Source organism: Paenibacillus agri, from assembly GCF_013359945.1.
Lineage (GTDB): Bacteria > Bacillota > Bacilli > Paenibacillales > Paenibacillaceae > Paenibacillus_AQ > Paenibacillus_AQ agri.
Genome location: NZ_JABWCS010000221.1, coordinates 389,645 through 412,906 on the forward strand (window position 1 = coordinate 389,645; position 23,262 = coordinate 412,906).

A 23,262-nucleotide genomic window follows, 5' to 3' on the forward strand; every position below is an offset into this window, starting at 1 on the left:
GAACTGGATGATGTTTTGGAACACTGGACAAGGATGTTATAATAGATTTAGACTCTTTTCAAGTGATGGTAAATTTGTTATGCTCATATCGTAACGATTACTATTTAAGGGTTGATTGTTTGGAACAGCATCGTCGTGAGAAAGTGCAGGTGCTGATTCGTTTCGGAAAGGCGGGAGACTTATGAATCCAATTGAAAATATTAGCCAGCAGTTTGCAGCACATAAGTATAAATTAACGCGTCAACGCGAAGCCATAGTTCAGGTCTTGCTGGATAACGAGAAGGAACATCTCAGTGTGGAGGAAGTGTACATGCTGGTCAAGAACAGCTATCCGCATTTGGGGCTGGCAACGGTATATCGTACGCTGGAACTGTTGTCGGAGCTGCATATCGTTGAGAAAATGAACTTCGGTGATGGCGTGGCCCGTTACGATCTGCGTGATGACACGCATGCCCATATGCACCATCATATGATCTGTCATGTCTGCGGAAGGCTCGAAGAGATCAAGGACGATTGGCTCTTGGATCTGGAGAAGAGGCTGGAGCGTGAATACGGCTTCACCGTTACCGATCATCGCCTGGATTTCAAGGGTACGTATGGTACCTGCAAGCATACGGGCTGCAAGCGGGACAAGGAGAAGAAGGCAGTATAAGACAAACTTAAAGCCAGTCCAGTCTGGGTGAATCCAGACAACAACTGGCATGATAAGTCAGGAGCGGGGGCAACCCCGCTTTTTTTAGTAGTTAATAGAACGAATTAAATGTCCTTTTTGAGATAATAATGGGTGTGTCTGCCTGCATTTTCAAGGGTGCCGAACACTTCAAATCCTAGCTTCTTGTAAAAATCTAAGGCTTGGAAGCTTAAGGTATCTACTTTTAGGAACTCGCATTCCTTCTCTTTGGCGATTCTTTCAGCTTCTAACATTAGCGTCTTGCCAATGCCCAATTTTCTAAGATCCTCGTTAACAAAAAGATATTCGATCTCCAGCCAATTCCAGCAGATTTCCCCAACAAGTCCCCCATAGATTTGCCCATCTTCATCCTTCAGGAATAAATTGACCGCTTGATATCTGCCCTTTAAGTCGTCGGGAAAATGTAACATATTGAATTCGAATATTTTATTCTTAATATAAGATTGGTGCGCACTATTCGATTCATTGTGAATATGAAGATTCATTTAGCCGTCACTCCTGTGTAGTTGTTTTAAGGTGTTTCTGGAGCTGTTCAACTATATTTTATCAGTCCTGCAGGGTAGATAGAGTGAAGAAAATAACTATAATTAAAGTATACTTGAGTCTATAATCTGAGAGGCGGATGCGAATACGATTGTAGCATGCGACCACCAGCATGGATCGGGCACAGTAGGGATAAACTAGGCAAGCGTACGGACTGTATCGCCGCTATTTTGCAGATTAATAGTGTTTTGACTCAATTAGAGGAGTCCGTTGCTATAAATAGATGGAGACAAGGACTATTTTTGTTAAATTCTTATTTTGCAAACACAATATTATGATAATGAAGGGTGTTACTTGATGACAACTAATAGAACGAATCCTAAGGTGGATGAATTTTTAGGTAAAGCTAAGAAGTGGAAAGAAGAATATGAGAAGCTGAGAAGTATCGTCCTTGATTGCGGGTTGACCGAAGATTATAAGTGGATGCATCCTTGTTATACGGATGAGAATAAAAACATAGTTTTAATACATGGATTCAAAGATTATTGTGCATTGCTTTTTCACAAGGGAGCCTTGTTAAAGGATGCTAATGGCATTCTAATCCAGCAAACGGAGAATGTACAGGCGGCGCGCCAGATTCGGTTCACCAATATTCAAGAAATAGTTGATATGGAGACCATCATAAAAGCCTATGTTCATGAAGCCATTGAAGTTGAAAAGTCCGGTCTGGAAGTGGAGTTGAAAAAGAACACAGAATACATCATTCCTGAAGAGTTGCAAAATAAATTCGCTGAAACCCCTGGCTTGAAGGATGCTTTTGAAGCACTGACGCCTGGACGGCAAAGAGCATACATTCTGTATTTCTCTGATGCTAAACAAGCCAAGACCCGAACGGCCCGGGTTGAAAAATATATGCAGCACATTCTTGATGGTAAGGGATTGAATGACTAGGAAGGTGCGCCGGTAAAATAGGTTACGCTGGGAAACAGAGTAAACTGGGGAGTTGATCTTTAGAAGCAGACCGGACAGGGATGTTGATCCTGGTCAATATTGAAAATAACGTCATTTTTGTACCTTAAATTCATCGGTTTACGTTGAGAAAGCAAATTAAGTGCAGAATTGTACCTTATTTTCCTGATTTCACCCCAAAAGAAGCTCTACCGGAAGAATTAACAAACAAAAATGTCCTTAATTTCCTTCTTAGCCTACTCTCATCCAAATTAAGGTACAAAAATGCTCTTATTTCCGTATTCGCAAGGCGGGAGCAGACCGGTACAGAGTCAGAGAATCTTCATGTTACTCCAGGGGGAACACGGGGGCGCGGCTGCGAACCAGCTTCGGTCAAGCGCTGCTGCATAGGATGGTTCGTCTGTAAAATAGGTTAGGCTGATTTTATTTTTAGACCAATGACTCCGGTTAAAGGGGTTCATTGGTCTATTTTTTGAATAGGTGAGTCTAATTTTTCTGCTAGAAATCTAATGTGATCTAAGAAGGATGAATCGTGTTCTTTGAAGTCATATAAACTGAAGGATTCAATGTTTCGCTTTCAATGACGAGAGCTGTTAGCCCTGTTTTTGTTCTGGTTTCGTGCCATTCCTCTTGCGTCCAAAATACAGCATCGCCAGCTTGAATTTTGAAATATTCATCGGTTTCACTTCTAACCAAGCCCTCCCCTGCTAGAATAAGAAGGAGTTGAGGTATCACTGCTTGATTTAGAAGTTCTTATCCACGTTGCCTTTGGCCTGCTTTGGCCAGAGTGTATAGCTGAAGCTGATGGCAAAATCTATGATCAGCACCATCGCCCAGAAGCGTATTGTGTCTGACAGACTCTCAGTTCGGGCTGGATCACCCACGAAGAGGATCATGAGATATAGGGCTGCACAGCCAATAACGAAGGCGAGCAGGTGCTTGAACCAGCCTTTGCGTTCATTGAGGGCATGCGCGGCTCCGTGTTTCGGTTTTGCTATGGGCTTCGGCCCGCCCGCAAAGCGGTGGGCGAATCGGCTGTCCGCCCAGGCGATCATTGCATGCCCGAAGGCGATGGAAGTTCCGATATACACAGCGGCGAGACTATGTGCGAAGGTGGCAGTGGACCCGGACCGCAGGTCAAGAATCGTAGCCAGGATCAACGCCAGATCCACGATGGGAGTACAAATAAGGAGCGCAGCACCTATTTTTTTCTGCTTTAACACATAACGAAAGACTAAACCGGCCAGCACAAATACCCAAAATGCGATCTCGCAGCCGATGATAAAAGCAGTGATCAATCCCTACTCCTCCTTTTATAATACAAATGTACTAAATTGTGAGTAGAGTTTACCATGTTTTTATTATTTAATACAACTGTGTTATAATCGGGTCATGCCCAAAATAGTGAATCATGATGAACGTCGGAGGCTGCTTGCAGAAGCTGCCTGGCGGATTATACGCCGGGAAGGTCTAGAAGCCGTGTCTGTGCGGAATGTTGCCAAAGAATCTGGAATGTCGCTGGGGTCGTTGCGGCATTATTTTGTCACCCAGGACGAGCTATTGGCCTTTTCCATGAGGCTGGTGTCGGAGCGGGCAGGCGAGCGTATTCGGAGTATGACATTTTCAGATGCTCCCCGGTGTAACGCAGAGCTGTTGATTGGTGAACTGTTGCCACTGGATGAGGAGCGACGTGCGGAAGCAGAGGTCTGGCTTGCTTTTGTAGGCGGGTCTGTAGCGGCATCTGCCCGGGAACTGAAACTGAAGGTACACAACGAGTTATATGAGTGTTTTCGGGGACTGGTTCATTATCTCTCCGAGCATAACCTGCTGAAGAAGGGAGTAGACTTGGAGCTGGAGAGCAAACGACTCCATGCTATGGTAGATGGCTTAGTAGTCCACCATATTCTTCATCCGGAAGAATTGACCCCGGAGGAGATGATGCGGCTGGTTACGTATCATCTAGACACCCTGCTGGTTTAAGAAAAAGCTGCCATGATTTCATGACAGCTTTTTGTGTTGCTTTATATTCAGAACATTAACTCCGGTTGGGTACAAAAGATTTGATCCAGTTTCCAAAGCTGCCGGGATTCCGGCTCTGTACGAAAATCACGCCTTCCCCGCGGAAGCGGCAGACGAAGGCCTCCCCACTAGTGATGCTGTTCAGCCAGCCGGACGCGGCTTTTTCAATTTTATAATCCATATAATCCGGCCAGGCGACCAGGTGTCCGTTGTCTATGATCATTTCTTCGCCAGGTCCCAGATGGATGGGATGAATGGCGCCGAAGGAAGAGAGGAAGACGGTGCCCCTGCCGCTGATTTCAACGATAAAAAAGCCTTCACCGGAAAAGAGGCCCCGGGTCAGATTTTGCATCTTGGTGCTGACTTGAATACCTTGTGTCCCGGCCAGAAATCCGTCCTTTTGCACGAGCAGCCGGTACGAGCCATCCAGTTCAAAAGCTTGCACATTTCCGATCGACCTCGGCGAGAGCAGCACTTCACTGTGTCCCCGTGTGGCCGTCAGCTCCTGAAAGAAGAACTTTTCTCCGCTCAGCATTCGCCCCAGCCCTTTCATAAGGCCGCCGTCCACGGTCCCCCGCAGCTCCACGTTTGGAGACATCGCCACCATCGCACCCATCTCAGCCTTGACACTTTCACCCGGGTCCAGCTCCACCTTCAGCATAGCGAATGCACCTTCATGCACAACCTCGTATTTCATCTTTGTTCCTCCGATTCTATGGATTAATTACTGCCTGCCATTTGTTCTAAGTATACCGGAAATCCTGCTGGTACTTATGGCCGCCTACGACAAAGGCTCCCAATACTCAACGTTCTTGCCATGCCGTATGGCGTATTCTATTTCTTTCTGCGTGCTTAAACCAATATAACCCCCATGATTTATAACAAGAATACCGTAAGACATGTCTATTTTTTGAAAATGAAGATTTTCGAATAGCTGTATTTGTTCGTCTGTAAGCGTGATTCCTTCACTTTGCTCGAAAAATCCAACACTAAGCACAATATAGCCTTTCAAGGTAAGCGCTGCATTTGCTTCTTCAAATTGACTTTTGAATTTGGTGGAACCGCACAGAGTTATGATTCTAGGAGGGTCTGTATTTTTTATAGTAATTCTCTCCTCAATTTGGTATAAAAGCCAAGTCTAAATACTATAATATACTAGGCCGTAAACACTAGAAAGCTTGTCCCTTCGTTTGAAAAATGGCTAATCCGGTTATATGAAAGATACAGTGCACTGGAATTCCTGTTCGTTCAAGCTTACAATACGCCATACATGAAGAGGTGCAGCTATGAATACAAAGAACTTCAAGAAATTAACCGGAAACAAGCGCAGTTCAAAACATATTGTGGCCATCCCGTTGATACTGTCTGCTCTATTGGTGACCTTGTTCGGTCAAGTGGCCTTTGCCCATTCAGTTCAGGATAGCGCATCTGCACATAGTCAGGAGAAGATCACTACGCGTGAGCGAACGCCTTTGATTAAAAAGACTGTTCATGCCATCTATGAAGGGCAGGCAGATGGTCATACGGTTGAAGTTTCGGTATACGGCGAGCCGATAGCTTTGCAGTTCAAGCAAGGTCTGGAGCCGAAGATTAGTTCGCTGGAGACCGGAGATGCTGTAGTCATCACTTACACCGAACAGAAATTCGTGGATGATCCGGTAGTCCTGCTGTGTAATCTGCTGTCCATCCGGAAACTTGAGTCCGGTGAGGTTAAGTATACAACTTTTTAAACTAATTATTACCGCCTCCAGAATCCGCCAGCCTGCTGTGTATTCCCTAACAGTATGTTAAACTTAAGGAGTACAGGAAATCACATGATTATATTGAACAGGAGAGTGGCGCCGCATGGCACGCACAAAAACAAAAAAAACATTATTGAAAGCAGAGCGCGCGGGAATCTGGAGCAACGTCAACCAGCGAAGAACCAATGAAGACTACAGTGTGATCTCACAGCATGTAAGGGTGACCCCGACCAAACGTCAGCAGTTGAACAAAATAAAACACAAGGAGCGGATCTTCCATGATGGCGCTCCTTTTTTGTTGCGTAAAATCCGCATACGAACCTGCCAAGACGCCGCAGCCGCGGCCGTAGCCTAAATCTGAGATCTGCTGTGAGCCCGGTACTCTTTCGGTGACATGCCGAATCGGCTCCGGAAAATCCGGTGAAAATAAGTATAGTTGGCAAAACCACAGGTCTCCGCCACATGCTCCAGTGGCATCGGACTGAACGTAATACGCTCCCGCGCCATTTCCAGTCTGACGTCGTTCAGGTATTTGACGATACTCGTCCCGAAGGCTTCCTTGAACAGATGGACCGCCCTGGAGACGGAGATATCGACATGACTTGCTACATCCTCAAGCTTGAACGGCATGGCCGCATGCTCTTCTATATATTGCTTCATACGGTACGCCAGGAACCCCTTGGGGCTAACGGCTGGCTGCTCAGTCGTCAGTCTGTCGATTTCCATACATACAATTTGCAGATAGCAAGATGAGATTTCCGGTGAAAAGTCCGATTGGCGGCGTTGCTCAAGCACCAGCTGGCGGAATAACCCCAGGAAGTTGTCGCTCAGCGGTACACTGACCTTATCCGGACGTTTTCTGCTGTACCACCATTCCTCAATCCAGCTCCCTCCGCAATAAATGTGATAATCCCCACTTTCGATACGCGGTTTGCCCGGAGAAAATTCCTCTTCGTCGATGATGAGATTGTAGGGGGCGGTAGGGGTGAACAGCATAATATCGCCTGGCTCCACCGGAGAGATTACTCCATCGATCAAAGCACGGCACCGGCCTTCGCTCTGGAGACGAATAAGGTAATACTGAATCCCCTGGCTTAACGACATACGGAACGGTTTGCGGTGAAAAGAAAATCCCGCGGATAGTACATGACAGTCAGCTGCTTGTATCATTAGTCCTCCAATGTTTTTTAAATGATAACCAAATTGTTCATGTTCAAATCATATTATTCATTTTATTATAAACGCTCTCATATTACCATGTAGCTAGGTTCAAGAGAAAGAATTTGAACAGAGAAGGCTGAATTAGGGCGCTGTAGCCTGAAAAAGGGCATTTTGTATTTTTAGTTCAAAAATATGGAAATAATGTCCTCATTTTATACATGACCCTATTGTTCATGTCGTTAATTCGGATACTATCCATGATTTGGTATCCTGAATGAAGATTGCAGCAGAAGTTAACCCTAACCCAATTGGAGTGATCAGACTATGTTGAAGATTGGTCTTCAGCTATATACGCTGAGAGAAGAACTGGAGCAAGATTTCGAAGGTACCATTCGTAAAGTGGCAGCCCTGGGCTACCGTGGTGTGGAGTTCTTCAATTATTTTGGACGTACGCCTGAACAAGTGAAGCAACTGCTGGATGAGACCGGACTCGTTGCATTAGGGGCACATCGCCCATACGATGTCATGATTAAGGATGCGAAGCAGGAAGTAGCTTTTAATCTGCATATCGGTAATACGAACCTCATTGTTCCTTATCTTAATGAAGAAGACCGGAAGTGGAAGGATGTTGCGGCCAATCTGCGGGTGATTGGTGAACAATGCAAAGAACACGGTGCTGTTCTTTCCTATCATAACCATGATTTTGAATTTACCGAGCAAGTGGAAGGTCGTACGGCTTGGGATTATCTATTTGATGAAGTTCCGGCTGATCTGCTTCATGCTGAGCTCGATACCTGCTGGGTGCATTTTGCCGGCTACGATCCCGTAGAGTATATCAACAAATACGCTGGTCGCCTGCCGATCATCCATCTCAAGGATGTGAAGAGACGTGAAGACGGTTCACCGGAAACGGTTGTACTGGGCGAAGGCGAAGTGAACCTGACTGCGATCTTGAAAGCAGCAGAGCAAGCGGGTGTGGAATGGGCCGTTGTAGAACAGGATTACTGCAGCCGTCCAGCGTTTGAAAGTGTAGCAGACAGTTTGAACTGGGTAAAAGCATACGCAAATCAAGGGGGAAATATAAATGTCTAACAAGTTGAAAATTGCAATTATCGGGTGCGGAGGCATCTCGAACGGTAAACATATGCCAAGCTTGTCACGTCAGGCTGATGCTGAAATGGTAGCTTTTTGCGATATCATTGAAGAACGCGCTCAGGAAGCTGCCGCGAAGTACGGTGCCGAAGGCGCTGCTGTATATACCGATTTCCGTAAAATGCTGAAGGACGGCGGGTTCGATGTTGTTCATGTTTGTACACCAAATGATAGCCACTCCGAAATTACGGTAGCTGCCCTGGAAGCTGGCAACCACGTGATGTGTGAAAAGCCGATGGCGAAGACTACTGCTCAAGCGCAAGAAATGCTGGATGCAGCCAAACGTACAGGCAAGAAGCTGTCTATCGCTTACCAGAACCGTTACCGTTCCGATAGCGAGTATTTGAAGGCGATGTGTGAGAACGGTGAACTGGGCGATATTTATTTCGCCAAAGCGATCGCGCTGCGTCGTCGTGCGGTTCCAACATGGGGCGTATTCCTTGATGAAGAGAAGCAAGGCGGCGGACCTCTTATTGACATCGGTACCCATGCCCTTGACCTTACGCTATGGATGATGGATAACTACAAACCACGCAGCGTAGTTGGCTCTACCTTCCATAAGCTGGGTGACCGTAAGAATGCCGGGAACGCTTTTGGCGAGTGGGACCCTGAAGAATTCAAGGTTGAAGACTCTGCCTTTGGTTTCATTACGATGGAGAACGGTGCAACCATTGTGCTGGAATCCAGCTGGGCACTGAATGTTGCCGAGTACGGAGAGGCTAAGACTTTGCTGGCCGGTACGGAAGCTGGTGCGGATATGACGAATGGTTTGCGCATCAATGGCGACCGTGGCGGACGTTTGTACGAGACCAAAGTAGACTTGTCCTCTGGCGGCGTTGCTTTTTACAGTGGTGGCCAAGAGGATGCATCCGACCGTGAAGCGCGTCTGTGGCTGGAAGCGATTAGAGAAGATAAAGAGCCAGTGGTGAAACCAGAGCAGGCATTTGTAGTTACGCAAATTCTGGAGGCTGTTTATGAATCAGCCCGTACTGGCCGTGCGGTATATTTTGACGGAACATCCGATAACTAATAAATATTAAAAATAACAATACTTCAAATAAAAGCAGGTGGAAACGATGAGCGTAAACAAACATTCTCTGGTTATTGTTGGCTTCGGGGGCATGGGCAGTTATCACAGTAAACTGATTAAGGACAACAGCCGTCTGGAAGTTACGGGAACTTTCGATCTGCTGGAAGATCGCCGCAAAGCCTCCGTTGAAGCAGGCTATACCTCTTATTCGAGTTTTGATCAGGTGCTGGCCGATCCGTCGGTTGAGGTGATCTTGATTGCTACACCTAACGACATACACAAAGACATTGCTATCTCTGCATTGCGGGCAGGCAAGCATGTCATCTGTGAGAAGCCGGTGGCGATGAACAGTCAGGAATTTGAGGAAATGATCGCGGTTTCCAAGGAAACCGGACGTACACTGATGGTGAATCAGAACAGACGCTGGGATGAAGACTTTCTGGTTATTAAGGAAATGCATGCCAAGGGCACAATTGGGGAGCTGTTCCAGATCGAATCCCGTGTTCATGGAGCCAACGGTATTCCGGGTGACTGGCGTCATCTGGAAGCTCACGGCGGAGGAATGCTGCTGGACTGGGGTGTGCATTTGCTGGACCAACTGCTCTATCTTATCGATAGTAAAATCAGTAGTGTATCCAGCCGCCTGAGCTTTATTCTCGGCGACGAGGTGGATGATGGCTTTGAAGCGTACTTGCAATTCGAGAACGGCGTAACTGCAACGGTAGAAGTGGGGACGACGAACTTCATTCAACTGCCAAGATGGTATGTTAAAGGAATCGAAGGGACGGCGATCATCGAGGATTGGTCATTGGCTGGAAAAGTCGTGACCAGAAACCATGATTCGGTTAAAGTTGAACCTAAGCCTATTAAGGCAGGCGTAGGTCTGACCAAGACGATGGCGCCTCCTTCCGAGGGTGCGACCATAACCGAAGCATTGCCGGCACCCTACAAGATGTCATCTGGCTTCTATGATAACTTTGCAGATGTTATTGAAGGAACTGCAGAGCCTATCGTCAAGAATACGGAAGCATTGCGTGTGTTGAAGTTAATTGAAGCGATTTTTGAATCCAGCCGGAGCAAGCAAGCGGTGACGGATTTTGATACGTATGAATCTTTGGTACTAAACTAAAATTTCTCCCAAATAGAGAGGTGGCATATCATGAAACTTGGCGTATTTATGGTTCTTTTCGGCGGCCGTAAGCTGGAAGACGCATTGGATTACGTAGCATCCAAAGGATTGAAGGCTGTGGAAATTGGTACCGGGGGTAACCCGGGTAAAAGCCACTGCGATCCGGCACTGCTGCTTGAGAACGAGACAGCTTTAAAAGAATTTAAGCACGCGGTAGAGTCACGCGGACTGACGATCAGCGCTCTGAGCTGTCACGGCAACCCGCTGCACCCGCAAAAAGAACTGGCTCGTAAGGATCACGAGGATTTCGTGAACTCTGTGAAGCTGGCTCAAAAGCTGGGCGTTCCAGTGGTTAACACCTTCTCCGGCTGTCCTGGTGACCATGAGGATGCAAAATATCCGAACTGGCCGGTAGCACCATGGCCGAACGACTATCAGGAGATTCTGACTTGGCAGTGGGAGAACAAGGTAATCCCTTACTGGAAAGAAACGGGCGCTTTTGCTGCTCAGCATGATGTGAAGATCGGTCTGGAGCTGCACGGCGGATTCTCCGTACATACTCCGGCCACACTGCTTCGTCTCAGAGAAGCGGCAGGCGAGGTTATTGGAGCCAATCTGGACCCAAGCCATATGTGGTGGCAGGGCATCGACCCTGTACAAGCGATTCACATTCTTGGACGTCAAGGGGCGATTCATCACTTCCACGCCAAGGATACCGTCATTGATCCGGTGAACGTGAACATGCACGGACTAACCGACATGCAGCCATACACCAATATGCTTGACCGCGCTTGGCAATTCCGTTCCGTTGGATTCGGTCATGATGTGAAGACTTGGGCGGATATCATCAGCGCACTGCGTCTAGTAGGCTACGATTATGTCGTGAGTATTGAACACGAAGACGGTCTGATGTCGGTAGAAGAAGGCTTCTCTAAAGCCGTTGACAACCTTCGTCAAGTTCTGATCGAAGAACCTTTGGCTGATATGTGGTGGGTATAATCACCAATAGCTGTAGTATATAGAAAGCTGTAGTATATAAAAGATAGCAAGTTTCCTTCAAGAAGCCGCCAGCTGCTGGCGGCTTTCTGCTGCAGCCGAAAGCATTTTTCCGTAGATGTCTGCAGTATGATCGATAATAAGGGTGGTTATTTCATGGAGAGTGTAATCAAGCCTAAATTAAGTGATGTGCAGCTGGATCTGCTCGTCAAGTCAGCATTTGGTACGACGATAGTAATCACCCGGTGTACAGAGCTGACCGCAGGTATGTTCAATACAGGATATGATCTGGAATTAAACGACGGCAGAACCGTTATTCTGAAGGTTGCGCCTGCGGCAGAAGTAGAGACTTTAAGCTGTGAAAAAGATATTATGCGCACCGAAGTTGAAGCCCTCAAGCTGATCCGTGCCACTGGACGTGTACCGGTGCCTGAGGTGTTCAGCTATGATCTGAGTCTGAATCTTATCCCTTATCCTTATTTTTTTATGGAGAAGGTTGAGGGTCATCCTTACAATGAGATCAAGGAAGGTCTCTCTCCGCAGGAGAGGGAGGCGATAGAAACACAGATTGGGCGATATAACAGACTCATTAACGAGGTCAAGGGAGAACACTTTGGCTATTTTCATCAGGAGAAGAGCAGTCTGACATCCTCATGGCGTGCAACTTTTGGAGTGATGATGGAGAATCTGCTGCGAGATGGCGAGCGAATAGGGGTGAGGCTGCCTGTTGCTTACGCAGAGATTAGGGAGAGAATAGATACACAGCTTCCGGCTCTTGATGAAGTAACTCAGCCCAGGCTCGTGCACTGGGATCTGTGGAACGGCAATGTCTTCGTAAAAGACGGGATGATTACAGCGATCATTGACTGGGAGCGGGCATTGTGGGGGGATGAACTGATGGAGTACTACTTCAGACATCACGAGAATTCTCCAGCCTTTTATCAAGGGTATGGAATGACAACGGATAGTCCAAACCAACGGGCACGCAAAAAGCTCTATGATCTCTACTTTGATCTCATTATGGTCATCGAATGCTATTCACGGAAATATGAGGATCAAGGCCATGTGAAATGGACACATGATAATTTCATTCAGGGTTGGGGAAGGTTTTGCGGTGAAGATTAGGCGGATTCAGTGGTCTAGGGCGCATAGTAGTATATGGTGACCCAGATAAGCCGGAGCCCTCAGAGGTGAGGATTCCGGCCTGTTTGATGTATTTTAAAGGAAACTTGTGCAAAGATTAGCGGACATTGGAAACACTGACAATAGGATTAGATTCAGCTTCATAATCTATGCCCTCTGTCTCGAAACCGAACAACTGGAAGAATTCACGGCGGTACCCTTGAAGGTCTGACAGCTCGTAGATATTCTCTGTAGTGATCTCGTCCCAGAGCTTGGCTATGGTCTCCTGGACCGCAGGAAGCATCTCCAGATCGTCCAAGCGGATACGGCCATCTGTATCCACTGGTGTACCTTCCGGAGCATACAGACGGTCTGAGAGCAGTCGATAGGCCTGCTGAATGCAGTCCTCGTGGACGCCTTGTTCTTTCATAACCTTATAAAGTAAGGAAATGTACAGCGGAACGACAGGAAGAGCGGAGCTGGACTGTGTGACTAGTCCCTTTGTGACAGCTACATAGGCTCTTCCGCCACGTGGTGCCAGCTGAGCATTCATCTCTTTGGCTGTTGCTTCGAGGTGATCCTTGGCTTTGCCGATGGAACCATCGCGGTAGATGGCACGGGTCAGCTCAGGTCCAATATAAGAGAAGGCGACAGTGGCGGCATCATCGGCCAGTACCCCGGCTTCGTCAAGGGCAGTGATCCAAAGCTTCCAATCGTCACCGCCCATTACCGTCACAGTGGCGTCCAATTCTTCTTCAGAAGCGGGGTCAAGGGTCACGAGACCAACTTCTCCAGTATGAAAATTGACGGTCTTATTAGTATATGGATGGCCAACAGGCTTCAATACAGACGTATGAGTGATGCCAGTGGCTGGATCAGTCCGCCGTGAGGTGGCTACACTGTAGACAACAAGATCGACCTGGCCTAGCTCGCTGCGGATCAGTTCAATGGTTCGAGCCTTTGTCTCGTCGGTAAACGCATCTCCAGTGATGCTGTAGGATTGCAGACCGGCTTCTGCCGCAAGCTGTTCAAAAGCAGCGGAATTGTACCAGCCAGCTGAAGCTGTACGAGTATCGCTAGCCGTGCTTGGACGATAGACGCCAATAGTGGCTGCCTGCGACCCGAAGGCTGCAGCAATGCGTGAAGCAAGGCCGTATCCGGCTGAGGCTCCAATCACAAGGACCTTTTTCGGGCCGCTGATCGGCGGCTGTGAGGTGATATAGTCCACTTGCTCCGCCACCTGGGCGGCGCAGCCTTCGGGATGGGCTGTTGTACAAATAAAGCCGCGCGTTCTCGGTTTGATCATCATTATGACGTTACCTCATTTCAATGATAGAATTGGGGAATAGCTATTGACATAGCTCGTTCTTATCTTAACAAGGACTTCTCCAAAGGAGAAGCTGAAATAAAAATTGAACACCTGTTAATTTCAGAAAACGCTTGACGTAGAGCTATAAAACTAGATAAAATTATACTTATTGCTCATCGTGGAATGAGATTTTTTATTATAATTTTCGGGAAATTGAGAGGGTGACGTGATAAGATGGAGCGCCTATTAGAGGTTAAAGACTTAGCGATTTCATTCAACACACGTGGTGGAGAAGTACAAGCCATCCGGGGTGTTAGCTTCCATGTAGATAAAGGTGAGACACTTGCGATTGTTGGTGAATCCGGTTCCGGTAAGAGTGTAACTTCACAAGCGGTAATGAAGCTCGTACCTGAACCACAAGGTACTTATAAGCGCGGACAAATTCTGTTTGAAGGACAGGATTTAATCGGCAAGACTCAGAAGCAAATGCAGAAGATCCGTGGTAAGGAGATCGGTATGATCTTCCAGGACCCGATGACCTCGCTGAACCCGATGATGAAGGTCGGTAAGCAGATTACAGAAGTGCTGTTCAAGCACGAGGAAATCACCAAGGAAGCCGCAGTCAAACGTGGTATTGAACTGCTCTCACTTGTGGGAATTCCTTCTCCTGAGAAACGGTTCCAGCAGTATCCACATGAATTCAGTGGCGGGATGCGTCAACGTGTCGTTATTGCGATGGCACTGGCAGCTAACCCGAAATTGCTGATTGCGGACGAGCCAACGACTGCACTCGACGTAACGATCCAGGCGCAAATTCTGGATTTGATGAAGGATTTGCAGAAGAAGATCGGTACTTCGATTATCTTTATCACCCATGATCTCGGGGTTGTTGCCAGAATGGCTGACCGGGTTGCCGTAATGTATGCTGGTCAGATTGTTGAGACCGGTACCGCGGAAGAGATTTTCTATGATCCGAGACATCCGTACACTTGGGGTCTGCTGGCTTCCATGCCAAGTCTGGAGAGCAAGGGCTCCCTGCTTACCGCAATTCCAGGAACGCCTCCCGATCTGATCAAACCGCCTAAGGGCGATGCATTTGCCCTGCGTAGTACGTATGCTATGCAGATTGACATGGAGAAAGAGCCGCCACTTTACAAAGTATCAGATACGCATTTCGTGAAGTCCTGGCTGCTGCACCCGATGGCGCCTGCTGTAGAACCGCCTGAAGTGGTAAAGAAGAGACAACGCGTTCTGAAGAACACGTATGAGCAGCCTGTCTTGGTCGAAGGCGTAGTCCTGTAACAATAGATGTACAAGTTAACTTTAATAGCAATGCTTAAGTCCTGCAAGGGGCTTATATAGTAATCGGGTCGCAGCAGCGGCCCGGTTTTTTTGTGTTTTATAGAAAATTATCTCAACATAAAAATCAGTGCTTGCCAAAAGGACATTGTCAAACCTACTTCATGAAAACAATACTTTTAGCAGGTTGAAATTCAATAATAGGAGCTAACGGACTGTATATCCGTTATTTCAAATATGAAGTTGTCCTGTGGTACACTTTATTTATAATATTTTACCAATAGAATTTATTCTAGGTGAGGTGATTCTTTGAAGATTGATCACTTGGTCGTGAATGTAGACGCTTACATACAAGAAGATAAAGAGAGAATAGCCGATATCGAGTCTATAGGATTGCCTTACATGCCCAAATGGGGCAAGGGGACAAAAGGGTTCAAAGTATCCAATCTCTGGATTGGGAAGGAATACTTCGAGTTCGTCAGAATTAAAGCTAAGGACGGTGGGGGATGGGTTCAGGAATGGACGACACAATATCTCTCCGGACATAGAGGGCTGATTGGTTTCGCCTTGGAAGTCGAATACATTGAAGACATCTATCACAAACTCCGCAGCCAAAGCGTTGATGTAACCCCGCCGGAGCCGCTTAGGTTCCGCTGGTTCTTCAATCTTTTAACCAAGACGATGCCTTGGCGTAACGCATATCTGCCTGGGTTCACCGGCGTGCCTTTTCAATTCTTTCTCCAGCAGATGAATGATGAGAAAGCTCGAAAGTTTATGGAGCAATATATGGTGCCGAACAGTCAGGATCAAGGCATTTCAGGGATTTCAGAGGTGATCATTCATGGTGCACTAACTGCAGACGACATTCGGATCATATGCGCATTATTCGATGATTACGAGCAGAACGGTGGTAGCATAACCATTCGTTTGGGTGCGCAGCGGATTCGTTTTGTAAATGCAGGTGACTATAAAGTAGAAGTTCTTCTGACATGCAGCAATCCGCTTTATGCCGGCAAGGAGATAGATATACATAATCTCCATATACGCAACACCTAGACACTTTAGAAAAACGTACAAATTGGGCAATTCAGGACAGCCGTGCTACAATGGCTTGTGAAGGAGAGTGGTACCATGTCTATTCAAATCAATGTTCAGAACACACCTAATCCCAATTCGGTCAAAATCAACACCAATCAAACTATCTTTGAGGGACCCTCGAGCACATCCCTAAAAAGCGGAGATGCGACAGAGCATCCTTTGGCAAAAGCGCTGCTGGCCATTGAAGGTATCGATAATATCTTCGGCATTCGCGATTTCGTGACGGTCAGCAAACTTCCGGATGCGGAGTGGGATCAAATTTTGCCGCAAGTGGAGCAAGCCTTTACAACAGTATACGAGTAAGACAACAACCGCAAAACCCCCAGTTATCGCTATTACGCGAAACTGGGGGTTTTTAGATAAGACGAATTTAAGATTCTCCCACTTAAAAGCTCGCTCGTCACAACGATGAATGTTTGGACTTCCGGTCGCTGTTGTACCCCAATTTCTACATTATAAACCGACCAGTTACTCTTCGTACTTGCGAACCACGATAACTGCGTTGTGGCCGCCAAATCCGAAGGAGTTCGAGATACCGATATTAAGATCCGCTTTGCGGGCTGTATTTGGTACATAATCCAGATCGCACACTTCATCAGGTGTTTCCTGGTTGATGGTAGGAGGGATGATTCCATCCTGAAGACTTTTAATCAGAGCGATGGCTTCCAGGCCACCCGCGGCCCCAAGAGCATGTCCAGTCATGGATTTGTTCGCCGTGATCGGGATACGGTAAGCGGCTTCGCCAAATAGCTTCTTGATCGCCATGGTTTCGGAGCGGTCGCCGACAAGGGTGCTGGTGGCATGTGCACTAATTACGTCCACTTCCTCCGGCTGAACCCCTGCTTCGGCAAGGGCCAGCTTCATCGCTTGATAGGCACCGATGCCTTCGGGATGGGTGGCGACCATATGATAGGCATCTGAGCTGGCGCCATAGCCAATGACCTCGCCGTAGATGACGGCATTTCTGCGCAGGGCGTGCGAGAGAGATTCCAGGATGACTATTGCTCCGCCTTCACCGATGACAAAGCCATCCCGGTTGCCGTCAAAGGGGCGGCTGGCCTTGGCCGGTTCGTCATTGCGCGTGGAGAGCGAAGTGGCATTGCCGAAGCTTGCCAGCGCGATTTCTGTAATCGCGGCCTCGGAACCTCCGGAAATGACGACATCGGCGCCGCCATAACGGATCAGGCGGAACGCCTCCCCGATCGCGGTATTGCCGATGGAACAAGCTGTGACCGGGGATAATGTAGGTCCTAGTGCCCCAAGCTTGATGCTGATCGTCGCTGCCGCCATATTGGAGATCAGCATCGGAATCAGTGTTGGGCTGACCTTTTGCGGGCCGCGTGTTTTCAGCACAGCTTCCTGCTCCATCAGGGTCTGGATGCCTCCGACACCTGAGCCGACATACACGCCCAGCCGTTCGCGGTCAATTTGGTCAAGCTCAAGCCCGGAATGCTTCCAGGCATCCTCTGCGGCGGCCAGTGCAAACTGAGTGAAACGGTCCATTCGCCGGGCTTCCTTACGGCCGAATCTGGACTCTGCATCGAAGTCATGTACCACCCCCGCGATTTTGCTCTTAAATGCTGATGTATCAAAAGAAGTAATCTGCGTGATGCCAGATTTCCCCTGAACCAATCCATTCCAGAATTCCTCCACCGAATTTCCTAGCGGCGAGATTAATCCCATGCCTGTTATAACTACACGTTCCATAATGCAACCTCCCAAATAAAGTGTAGGTTTATTTTTTCATTTTCAATATCCTATTACAAGTTGTAGTTTATCCTAGTATAATCAGTGATATAATAAATGCAGTGTTAAGGAGGGGATTAACAGTATGTCCAATCAGACGAGACTTCAGGCCCTGTCCGATTTTCTAAAAGCGCGCCGGGCGGCCATTTCGCCGTCATCCGTGGGATTACCAGAGGGATCAAGGCGGCGGACACCGGGCCTGCGGAGAGAAGAGGTCGCCCAACTGGCAGGCGTCAGCAGTACCTGGTATACCTGGCTGGAGCAAGGGAGGGATATCAAGGTCTCTTCGTCCGTACTGGACTGTATAGCGTCAGCACTACAGATGACCAAGGATGAACGAAAGTATCTGTTCGCGCTGGCTTTGGAGACGGGCGCCGGTAACCCTGTGCTTCCGCAAGAGGAGCCTTCGGCCATCAGCCCGTCCCTACAGAAGATTCTGCAGGAGCTGAAGTATTGCCCGACGATTATTTCGGACCGGCGTTGCGGGATTGTCGGCTGGAATGAGGCAGCGGCGCATGTATTTCTCAATTTTTCCAAGCTGCCTGTTGAAGAAAGGAACATGATCCGACTGTTGTTTGTACGCAAGGAGTTCCAGCGTCTCGCAGTGAATTGGGAGCAATTCGTGAGCGGTTACTTGTCCATTTTCCGTGCCTATTACGGTCAGTACGTTGAGGACCAATGGTACGATGATTTTATTACGGAGATGAGAGGAACCCATCCTGATTTTAATGAGCTTTGGGAGCAGAGCCGTGTCAGCACAGCGCCGGATGTGGTGCTTGAATTCAGGCATGCCAAGGCCGGGAAAATGCTTTTTCATCTCACCTCGCTTCAAGTGCACGGCACTACGGATCTACGTTGCAGTATCTATACGCCAGCAGGAGATTCTAATACAGAAGCGAAGCTAAAGCAATTACTAGAGCAGCACGAGTTGAATTAGAGGGGATAGCCCGGATTGTTAGAGGATCAGATCTTCATACTTAAAAGCATCACCAACCAAAGTGCGGTCAGTGATGCCAAGGAGGAGGAATTCAATGGGCGAGTATGGGCGGATACTCTGTAAAGCGTTAGAAATCGGAGGTGGCAATTTCAATTGTGCCGAATACGGCTCCGGCAGCTGTACTTAAAAGTCCGGCAACGAGTAGTCTATTCACGGAAAGTGTGAGACTGTTGAAAGCAGGAATTGTGTAAGTGATCACTGGCGCGTTAACACGGGTGAGAACGAGCTCTACAGGATAAGCAGAGTTGTTCTGTACAGTAACAGCAGCATTGATGCCTCCGGCCAGATTCTCGTAATAGGATTTGCCGACGACAGGTTGCAGAAAAAAGGATTGCTGCGGTAATAAGATTGCTATTCTGATGACCTCCTTTTCGCTTTGATAGAATATGATATGCTGAAAATCTATCAATGCCTTCTTATATGACTTAGGAGATCAGCACATTTTAATAGGGCTAAGCGAAAGCGTCTCGTCTTCAGCTACGCAGCATCTTCTCCCCGGAGAGGCCGCTTACCGTACACCCGGTACAGCAGGAATCCAACGGTCATACCCAGGAAGGACATGATGGAAATCGTCAAGTATAGCGTCTGACCGCCAAAGGTATTGTACAAGGCTCCGCCTGCATAAGAGGCGAGAATACCCGATACGCCGAAGAACAGCAGGGCAAGTACGGTCTGACCTGTAGCCCGCCATTCCACGGGGACAATTCGGTACAGATATTGGATCGCGGCAGAGTAGAAAACCGGGAATGTCAGGAGCTGCAGAATTTGCAGGTAGGCCAGCCAGTGCGGATCGGTAATCCACACTGAGAGAAGAAAGCGAACACAATAAAAAGCAGCCGAGAAGGTGATAATAATCAGTTCCTTCCCCTTGCGCAGCCACCAGAAGCTGAGGGCGAACACCGCAATTTCACTGGATGCCGCCAAGAACCATGCCTGTCCAACCAACTCCGGGCTACCTCCCAGTTCTTTGATGTATACGCCCAGGAAGATGTCGTTCATTCGAGCGGGAACGGAGCAGATGAAGACCAGCACCAGGAACAGCAAAGTCTCTTTATTGCTTAGGAATTGCTTGAGACTGCTCAGCGTGACAGGCTTGCTGGCGACTGGCGCATCTGGCATAATCCAGCTTATAGCAAAGCTGGCTACGCCAATGGCTGCAAACAGCCAGGCGATGCTGTGCGCGCCCCAATAAGACATCACATATCCGGTAACTAGAGCGGTCACTCCATATCCCAGCGCACCATATGTACGGATGGACCCGTAACTGACCCCCGACGCCTCAGCGATGCTGAAATTAAGGCTTTCAGTCAGCGGATCAATCGGCATGAGGAAGAAGTATAATAACATGGCGAACAAGACGAGCAGGATGTAGCTGGTAGAATCGTATAGCAAATACCCGAGAATGCTTGAGAACAGCAGCAGAAGCAGCAGCACCTTGCGGATCGTTTTTGTTTTATCGCTGATCATCCCCCACAACGGTTGAGCGATAAGCGTGACGAAGCCCCCGGTTCCGACTATAAATCCGATCTGGGCCGGGTTCAGCCCCTGTTCGCCCAAATAGACGGGAAGAAAGGGAATAAACATCGCCAGTAATGCAAAATACAAAAAATTAAAGCCTCTTAAAAGTCTTGGTGCGTTCATAGAAGTTCTGATCCCTCACGTATTCCATAGATTATGTTGACTCATCCTTATATTGTAACATGATTTTCCAGTAGGTTATGAGTAAAACGAAAATAATGAATCTATATAAACCGAACAAAAAAAGAAACTAAAAAGGAGAAGGAACGAAGGGGGAAGTTTGGAACTGTAGGAGCGAAAGCGACCGCCTGAAAGTTTTCCGCAGGAAAGCTCGCATCGGAAGCATAGACTGTCTCCAGATTTCAACCGCAAAAGCGGAAAAATTGAAAGAAATCTGGAGACAACAGCGGACGGAAGTCCAAACATTCCACCGTAGTGACGACCGAGTCTTAAGTTCGGATCTTAAGTTCGGCTTATATAAGTTAGAATCAGTGGTTGAACCCAAAACAACAGAGATGGAGAAAATAAGATTATGAAGCTAGTATCATGGAATGTGAATGGCCTGAGGGCCTGTGTGACCAAAGGTTTTAATGATTTCTTTAAAGAGATGGATGCCGATATCTTCTGTATCCAGGAAACCAAGCTGCAGGCGGGGCAAATCTCGTTGGAACAGCATGAGGAATATCACCAATATTGGAATTATGCGCAGAAGAAGGGCTATTCGGGGACGGCGGTATTCAGTAAAGTCGAGCCGCTTCGTGTGCGATATGGACTGGAGAGCGATGAAGAGGCAGAAGGGCGGATCCTTACCCTGGAATACGGGGGCTTTTATCTGGTAAATGTATATACGCCTAACGCCAAGCGAGACCTTGCCCGGCTGGATTACCGGTTAGAGTGGGAGGATCGCTTCCGTAGCTATTTGCAGGGACTGGATGCCATCAAGCCGGTCATTGTGTGCGGAGACCTCAATGTCGCTCATGAGGATATCGATCTTAAAAATGCTAAGGCTAATCGGGGTAATTCCGGGTTCACGGATGAGGAACGGGGCAAGATGACAGAACTGCTAGACGCCGGCTTTATAGACACGTTCAGAACCTTTTATCCTGAGCTTGAGGGGGCTTACACCTGGTGGTCCTATATGCCAAAAGTGAGAGAACGGAATGTCGGCTGGCGTATCGATTACTTCCTGGCTTCGGCCAGATTGGCCTCGCAGCTGGTATCCGCAGGCATTGAATGTCATGTGCTGGGCAGTGATCATTGCCCGATTACACTGGTTGTTGAGGAGTTATAACAAAAAGGGCGTTCCGGCAGCCATGTACAATGGTGCGGAGCGCCCTGTCTGTAATTAAAAGAGAGAGGCTGGAGAACTATATTCTTCCGATTATGGCTTCACGGTTATCTGTATCAGGAACCACGTTAACTTTTTCCTTCAGCGCAATGGTTTGTCCATCCACTTTTACTTCCACTGTGATGAGGACAGCTGTTTCAATAAACCGGATCGTGTATTCAAACGTATCTGCGTCCTTTCAGGTGAAGGAACTGACTACTTTAAGATCTTTTTCCTCTATTAAACTGCTTCTTCCCGCCAGCCAAGCACTCCGGCCGGCTCTAGTAATATATGAATTTTCCTTGTGGATCATTGTAATCATGGCTTCATTCCCGGTGAAGGTTACAGAAAATGATTGCCAGCCATGTGGATCCTCCAGTTTATAAATTTGTCCGTTCATCACTTTCTCATTTTCCGAACAATTCAAACCATGGGGCGGAAGAATCGCCAGCTCTCTTAATTGAGCAGCAACCCGTTCTGCTTCGGCCTCATTTGAAGCTAACGGCTCAGGTTCCATCGCTGGGAGCAGATGATCCCAGATCGTGTTCAGAACAATCTGCATATCGCCTTGTGCGCCTGTAATGGCGATCACGGCTTGTTGCTCCGGCATAACCAGGCAAAACTGGCCGAAGAAGCCGTCACCACGGTAAGCTTGATGGCGACACTGCCAGAATTGATAGCCATAACCTTGGTTCCAGTCGCTATCTGGGTTATCACCATTGTCAATTTGCTTCGTGGTTGCAGCTTGTATCCATTCTTCCTCCAGAAGGCGTTCTCCGTTCCATACTCCTTGTTGCAGGTATAGCAGTCCCAGCTTAGCGATGTCTTCTGTTATCACACTGAGGCCAAACGCACCTGCACTGATTCCGCGTGGACAAGTGTCCCAAACCGGGTTAACAATGCCGAGCGGTGCGAACAGTCTAGGCTTCAGATAGTCTAGGAGACTCTGACCGCTGACCTTTTGGATAATGGCGGACAACATATAGGTAGCTCCGTTATTATAAAGAAAATAAGTGCCAGGTTCTTTCTCCAGAGGGACCCCGAAAAAAGCTTTGACCCAGTTGCCATCAGGCTGTTGGCTCATGGTCTCCGTAATGTCTTGCGTATGTCCGGAGGCCATCATGAGTAAGTGCTTGATCGCCAGTCGTTCCAAATAAGGGGAGACCTTCTCTGGCAAGTCTTCAGGGAAGAATGAAATAACGAGATCATCTACCGTGAGAAGCTTCTCTTTTACAGCAAAACCTACAGCCGTTGAGGTGAAGCTCTTACTGACCGAATACAGGGCGTGTGGAAGATCTGCACTGTAGGGATTCCACCAGCCCTCAGCGGCAACCTTGCCGTGCCGGAGCAACATAAAGCTATGTAGTTCCACTCCACTGCTGCTTATAGCGGCAAGAAAACGTTCGATCGCCCTAGAGTCTATACCAAGTGCTTCAGGATGGCTTCTTGGCAGGCTTACATCTATACTAGATGT

Annotated in this window: 25 protein-coding genes; 15 read left to right on the forward strand and 10 right to left on the reverse strand. The window is 47.8% G+C overall.

Annotation, left to right across the window (positions count from 1 at the left end; genetic code table 11):
* Positions 1–181: 181 nt before the first annotated feature.
* Entirely contained in the window at positions 182–652 is a 471-nt protein-coding gene (locus HPT30_RS28505; protein WP_175374628.1) for a Fur family transcriptional regulator, read from the forward strand.
* 104 nt (positions 653–756) lie between these two features.
* Here HPT30_RS28505 and HPT30_RS28510 read toward each other — a convergent pair whose 3' ends face one another.
* The gene (locus HPT30_RS28510; RefSeq protein ID WP_175374629.1) at positions 757–1,176 is read right to left on the reverse strand and encodes a GNAT family N-acetyltransferase; all 420 of its coding nucleotides are present in this window, start codon (positions 1,174–1,176) and stop codon (positions 757–759) included.
* 355 nt (positions 1,177–1,531) lie between these two features.
* On the opposite strand from HPT30_RS28510, the gene HPT30_RS28515 reads away from it, so the two are divergent.
* Positions 1,532–2,125, forward strand: coding sequence for a YdeI/OmpD-associated family protein (locus HPT30_RS28515; RefSeq protein ID WP_175374630.1), 594 nt, complete (start codon positions 1,532–1,534; stop codon positions 2,123–2,125).
* Positions 2,126–2,659: 534 nt separating this feature from the next.
* Here the strand turns inward: HPT30_RS28515 and HPT30_RS28520 are convergent.
* Positions 2,660–2,839 carry a hypothetical protein gene (locus HPT30_RS28520; protein ID WP_175374631.1) on the reverse strand — a complete coding sequence of 60 codons (180 nt, stop codon included), beginning with the start codon at positions 2,837–2,839 and terminating at the stop codon, positions 2,660–2,662.
* A gap of 47 nt (positions 2,840–2,886) precedes the next feature.
* Positions 2,887–3,441, reverse strand: a complete 555-nt coding sequence (locus tag HPT30_RS28525) for a hypothetical protein (RefSeq protein ID WP_175374632.1) — start codon at positions 3,439–3,441, stop codon at positions 2,887–2,889.
* Positions 3,442–3,535: 94 nt separating this feature from the next.
* Between HPT30_RS28525 and HPT30_RS28530 the strand changes: the two genes are divergently transcribed.
* Positions 3,536–4,123 carry a TetR/AcrR family transcriptional regulator gene (locus HPT30_RS28530; protein ID WP_175374633.1) on the forward strand — a complete coding sequence of 196 codons (588 nt, stop codon included), beginning with the start codon at positions 3,536–3,538 and terminating at the stop codon, positions 4,121–4,123.
* A 55-nt stretch (positions 4,124–4,178) separates the two neighbouring features.
* Here the strand turns inward: HPT30_RS28530 and HPT30_RS28535 are convergent, their stop codons facing one another.
* Positions 4,179–4,859 (reverse strand): TIGR00266 family protein, encoded by a 681-nt coding sequence (locus tag HPT30_RS28535; RefSeq protein WP_175374634.1) that lies wholly within the window; start codon positions 4,857–4,859, stop codon positions 4,179–4,181.
* Between the two features lie 589 nt (positions 4,860–5,448).
* Between HPT30_RS28535 and HPT30_RS28540 the strand changes: the two genes are divergently transcribed.
* Both HPT30_RS28540 and brfA read left to right on the forward strand, forming a co-directional pair.
* Positions 5,449–5,892 carry a LytA/YqiH family protein gene (locus HPT30_RS28540; RefSeq protein ID WP_175374635.1) on the forward strand — a complete coding sequence of 148 codons (444 nt, stop codon included), beginning with the start codon at positions 5,449–5,451 and terminating at the stop codon, positions 5,890–5,892.
* A gap of 115 nt (positions 5,893–6,007) precedes the next feature.
* The gene (gene brfA / locus HPT30_RS28545; protein WP_175374636.1) at positions 6,008–6,259 is read left to right on the forward strand and encodes a ribosome rescue factor BrfA; all 252 of its coding nucleotides are present in this window, start codon (positions 6,008–6,010) and stop codon (positions 6,257–6,259) included.
* Here the strand turns inward: brfA and HPT30_RS28550 are convergent.
* Positions 6,256–7,074 (reverse strand): helix-turn-helix domain-containing protein, encoded by an 819-nt coding sequence (locus tag HPT30_RS28550; protein WP_175374637.1) that lies wholly within the window; start codon positions 7,072–7,074, stop codon positions 6,256–6,258. The two genes, brfA and HPT30_RS28550, sit on opposite strands and share 4 nt — an antisense overlap.
* 315 nt (positions 7,075–7,389) lie before the next feature.
* Between HPT30_RS28550 and HPT30_RS28555 the strand changes: the two genes are divergently transcribed.
* The 5 genes from HPT30_RS28555 to HPT30_RS28575 all read left to right on the forward strand — a co-directional run bounded on the left by HPT30_RS28555 (position 7,390) and on the right by HPT30_RS28575 (position 12,497).
* Entirely contained in the window at positions 7,390–8,157 is a 768-nt protein-coding gene (locus HPT30_RS28555; RefSeq protein WP_175374638.1) for a sugar phosphate isomerase/epimerase family protein, read from the forward strand.
* Complete coding sequence (locus HPT30_RS28560) at positions 8,150–9,247, forward strand: Gfo/Idh/MocA family protein (protein ID WP_175374639.1); 1,098 nt, start codon at positions 8,150–8,152, stop codon at positions 9,245–9,247. Before HPT30_RS28555 ends, HPT30_RS28560 begins: the two co-directional genes overlap by 8 nt.
* A gap of 46 nt (positions 9,248–9,293) precedes the next feature.
* On the forward strand, positions 9,294–10,376 hold the full coding sequence (locus HPT30_RS28565; protein ID WP_175374640.1) for a Gfo/Idh/MocA family protein: 1,083 nt from the start codon (positions 9,294–9,296) through the stop codon (positions 10,374–10,376).
* Positions 10,377–10,406: 30 nt separating this feature from the next.
* Positions 10,407–11,375, forward strand: coding sequence for a sugar phosphate isomerase/epimerase family protein (locus HPT30_RS28570; RefSeq protein WP_066370351.1), 969 nt, complete (start codon positions 10,407–10,409; stop codon positions 11,373–11,375).
* A gap of 153 nt (positions 11,376–11,528) precedes the next feature.
* Entirely contained in the window at positions 11,529–12,497 is a 969-nt protein-coding gene (locus tag HPT30_RS28575; RefSeq protein WP_175374641.1) for a phosphotransferase family protein, read from the forward strand.
* 115 nt (positions 12,498–12,612) lie between these two features.
* On the opposite strand, the gene fabV is transcribed toward HPT30_RS28575, so the two are convergent.
* The gene (gene fabV / locus HPT30_RS28580; RefSeq protein WP_175374642.1) at positions 12,613–13,803 is read right to left on the reverse strand and encodes an enoyl-ACP reductase FabV; all 1,191 of its coding nucleotides are present in this window, start codon (positions 13,801–13,803) and stop codon (positions 12,613–12,615) included.
* Positions 13,804–14,037: 234 nt separating this feature from the next.
* Here fabV and HPT30_RS28585 point away from each other — a divergent pair, with 234 nt between their 5' ends.
* The 3 genes from HPT30_RS28585 to HPT30_RS28595 all read left to right on the forward strand — a co-directional run bounded on the left by HPT30_RS28585 (position 14,038) and on the right by HPT30_RS28595 (position 16,503).
* On the forward strand, positions 14,038–15,105 hold the full coding sequence (locus tag HPT30_RS28585) for an ABC transporter ATP-binding protein (protein WP_066370345.1): 1,068 nt from the start codon (positions 14,038–14,040) through the stop codon (positions 15,103–15,105).
* Positions 15,106–15,411: 306 nt separating this feature from the next.
* Positions 15,412–16,158: a VOC family protein gene (locus HPT30_RS28590; protein ID WP_175374643.1), complete on the forward strand. Its 747-nt coding sequence runs from the start codon at positions 15,412–15,414 to the stop codon at positions 16,156–16,158.
* Between the two features lie 75 nt (positions 16,159–16,233).
* Positions 16,234–16,503, forward strand: a complete 270-nt coding sequence (locus HPT30_RS28595; RefSeq protein ID WP_175374644.1) for a NifU N-terminal domain-containing protein — start codon at positions 16,234–16,236, stop codon at positions 16,501–16,503.
* A 165-nt stretch (positions 16,504–16,668) separates the two neighbouring features.
* On the opposite strand, the gene fabF is transcribed toward HPT30_RS28595, so the two are convergent.
* Entirely contained in the window at positions 16,669–17,907 is a 1,239-nt protein-coding gene (fabF, locus tag HPT30_RS28600) for a beta-ketoacyl-ACP synthase II (protein ID WP_175374645.1), read from the reverse strand.
* A gap of 124 nt (positions 17,908–18,031) precedes the next feature.
* Here fabF and HPT30_RS28605 point away from each other — a divergent pair, with 124 nt between their 5' ends.
* On the forward strand, positions 18,032–18,883 hold the full coding sequence (locus HPT30_RS28605) for a helix-turn-helix transcriptional regulator (RefSeq protein WP_175374646.1): 852 nt from the start codon (positions 18,032–18,034) through the stop codon (positions 18,881–18,883).
* A gap of 127 nt (positions 18,884–19,010) precedes the next feature.
* Here the strand turns inward: HPT30_RS28605 and HPT30_RS28610 are convergent, their stop codons facing one another.
* Together HPT30_RS28610 and HPT30_RS28615 are read right to left on the reverse strand one after the other, a co-directional pair.
* Entirely contained in the window at positions 19,011–19,298 is a 288-nt protein-coding gene (locus HPT30_RS28610; RefSeq protein WP_175374834.1) for a hypothetical protein, read from the reverse strand.
* 122 nt (positions 19,299–19,420) lie between these two features.
* The gene (locus HPT30_RS28615) at positions 19,421–20,584 is read right to left on the reverse strand and encodes an MFS transporter (RefSeq protein WP_175374647.1); all 1,164 of its coding nucleotides are present in this window, start codon (positions 20,582–20,584) and stop codon (positions 19,421–19,423) included.
* Between the two features lie 409 nt (positions 20,585–20,993).
* On the opposite strand from HPT30_RS28615, the gene HPT30_RS28620 reads away from it, so the two are divergent.
* Entirely contained in the window at positions 20,994–21,752 is a 759-nt protein-coding gene (locus HPT30_RS28620; protein WP_175374648.1) for an exodeoxyribonuclease III, read from the forward strand.
* A 235-nt stretch (positions 21,753–21,987) separates the two neighbouring features.
* Here HPT30_RS28620 and HPT30_RS28625 read toward each other — a convergent pair whose 3' ends face one another.
* Positions 21,988–23,160, reverse strand: a complete 1,173-nt coding sequence (locus HPT30_RS28625) for a serine hydrolase domain-containing protein (RefSeq protein ID WP_175374649.1) — start codon at positions 23,158–23,160, stop codon at positions 21,988–21,990.
* Between the last annotated feature and the right edge of the window lie 102 nt (positions 23,161–23,262).

What these genes read in the sequence shown, in the direction of transcription:
- HPT30_RS28605 (WP_175374646.1), top strand. Translation starts at nt 18,032, where the DNA reads ATGTCCAATCAGACGAGACTTCAGGCCCTGTCCGATTTTCTAAAAGCG.
- HPT30_RS28575 (WP_175374641.1), top strand. Translation starts at nt 11,529, where the DNA reads ATGGAGAGTGTAATCAAGCCTAAATTAAGTGATGTGCAGCTGGATCTG.
- HPT30_RS28550 (WP_175374637.1), bottom strand. Translation starts at nt 7,074, where the DNA reads ATGATACAAGCAGCTGACTGTCATGTACTATCCGCGGGATTTTCTTTT.
- HPT30_RS28540 (WP_175374635.1), top strand. Translation starts at nt 5,449, where the DNA reads ATGAATACAAAGAACTTCAAGAAATTAACCGGAAACAAGCGCAGTTCA.
- HPT30_RS28560 (WP_175374639.1), top strand. Translation starts at nt 8,150, where the DNA reads ATGTCTAACAAGTTGAAAATTGCAATTATCGGGTGCGGAGGCATCTCG.
- HPT30_RS28565 (WP_175374640.1), top strand. Translation starts at nt 9,294, where the DNA reads ATGAGCGTAAACAAACATTCTCTGGTTATTGTTGGCTTCGGGGGCATG.
- HPT30_RS28595 (WP_175374644.1), top strand. Translation starts at nt 16,234, where the DNA reads ATGTCTATTCAAATCAATGTTCAGAACACACCTAATCCCAATTCGGTC.
- HPT30_RS28505 (WP_175374628.1), top strand. Translation starts at nt 182, where the DNA reads ATGAATCCAATTGAAAATATTAGCCAGCAGTTTGCAGCACATAAGTAT.
- HPT30_RS28570 (WP_066370351.1), top strand. Translation starts at nt 10,407, where the DNA reads ATGAAACTTGGCGTATTTATGGTTCTTTTCGGCGGCCGTAAGCTGGAA.
- HPT30_RS28530 (WP_175374633.1), top strand. Translation starts at nt 3,536, where the DNA reads ATGCCCAAAATAGTGAATCATGATGAACGTCGGAGGCTGCTTGCAGAA.
- HPT30_RS28620 (WP_175374648.1), top strand. Translation starts at nt 20,994, where the DNA reads ATGAAGCTAGTATCATGGAATGTGAATGGCCTGAGGGCCTGTGTGACC.
- fabF (WP_175374645.1), bottom strand. Translation starts at nt 17,907, where the DNA reads ATGGAACGTGTAGTTATAACAGGCATGGGATTAATCTCGCCGCTAGGA.
- HPT30_RS28535 (WP_175374634.1), bottom strand. Translation starts at nt 4,859, where the DNA reads ATGAAATACGAGGTTGTGCATGAAGGTGCATTCGCTATGCTGAAGGTG.
- HPT30_RS28515 (WP_175374630.1), top strand. Translation starts at nt 1,532, where the DNA reads ATGACAACTAATAGAACGAATCCTAAGGTGGATGAATTTTTAGGTAAA.
- HPT30_RS28555 (WP_175374638.1), top strand. Translation starts at nt 7,390, where the DNA reads ATGTTGAAGATTGGTCTTCAGCTATATACGCTGAGAGAAGAACTGGAG.
- HPT30_RS28615 (WP_175374647.1), bottom strand. Translation starts at nt 20,584, where the DNA reads ATGAACGCACCAAGACTTTTAAGAGGCTTTAATTTTTTGTATTTTGCA.
- HPT30_RS28585 (WP_066370345.1), top strand. Translation starts at nt 14,038, where the DNA reads ATGGAGCGCCTATTAGAGGTTAAAGACTTAGCGATTTCATTCAACACA.
- brfA (WP_175374636.1), top strand. Translation starts at nt 6,008, where the DNA reads ATGGCACGCACAAAAACAAAAAAAACATTATTGAAAGCAGAGCGCGCG.
- fabV (WP_175374642.1), bottom strand. Translation starts at nt 13,803, where the DNA reads ATGATGATCAAACCGAGAACGCGCGGCTTTATTTGTACAACAGCCCAT.
- HPT30_RS28510 (WP_175374629.1), bottom strand. Translation starts at nt 1,176, where the DNA reads ATGAATCTTCATATTCACAATGAATCGAATAGTGCGCACCAATCTTAT.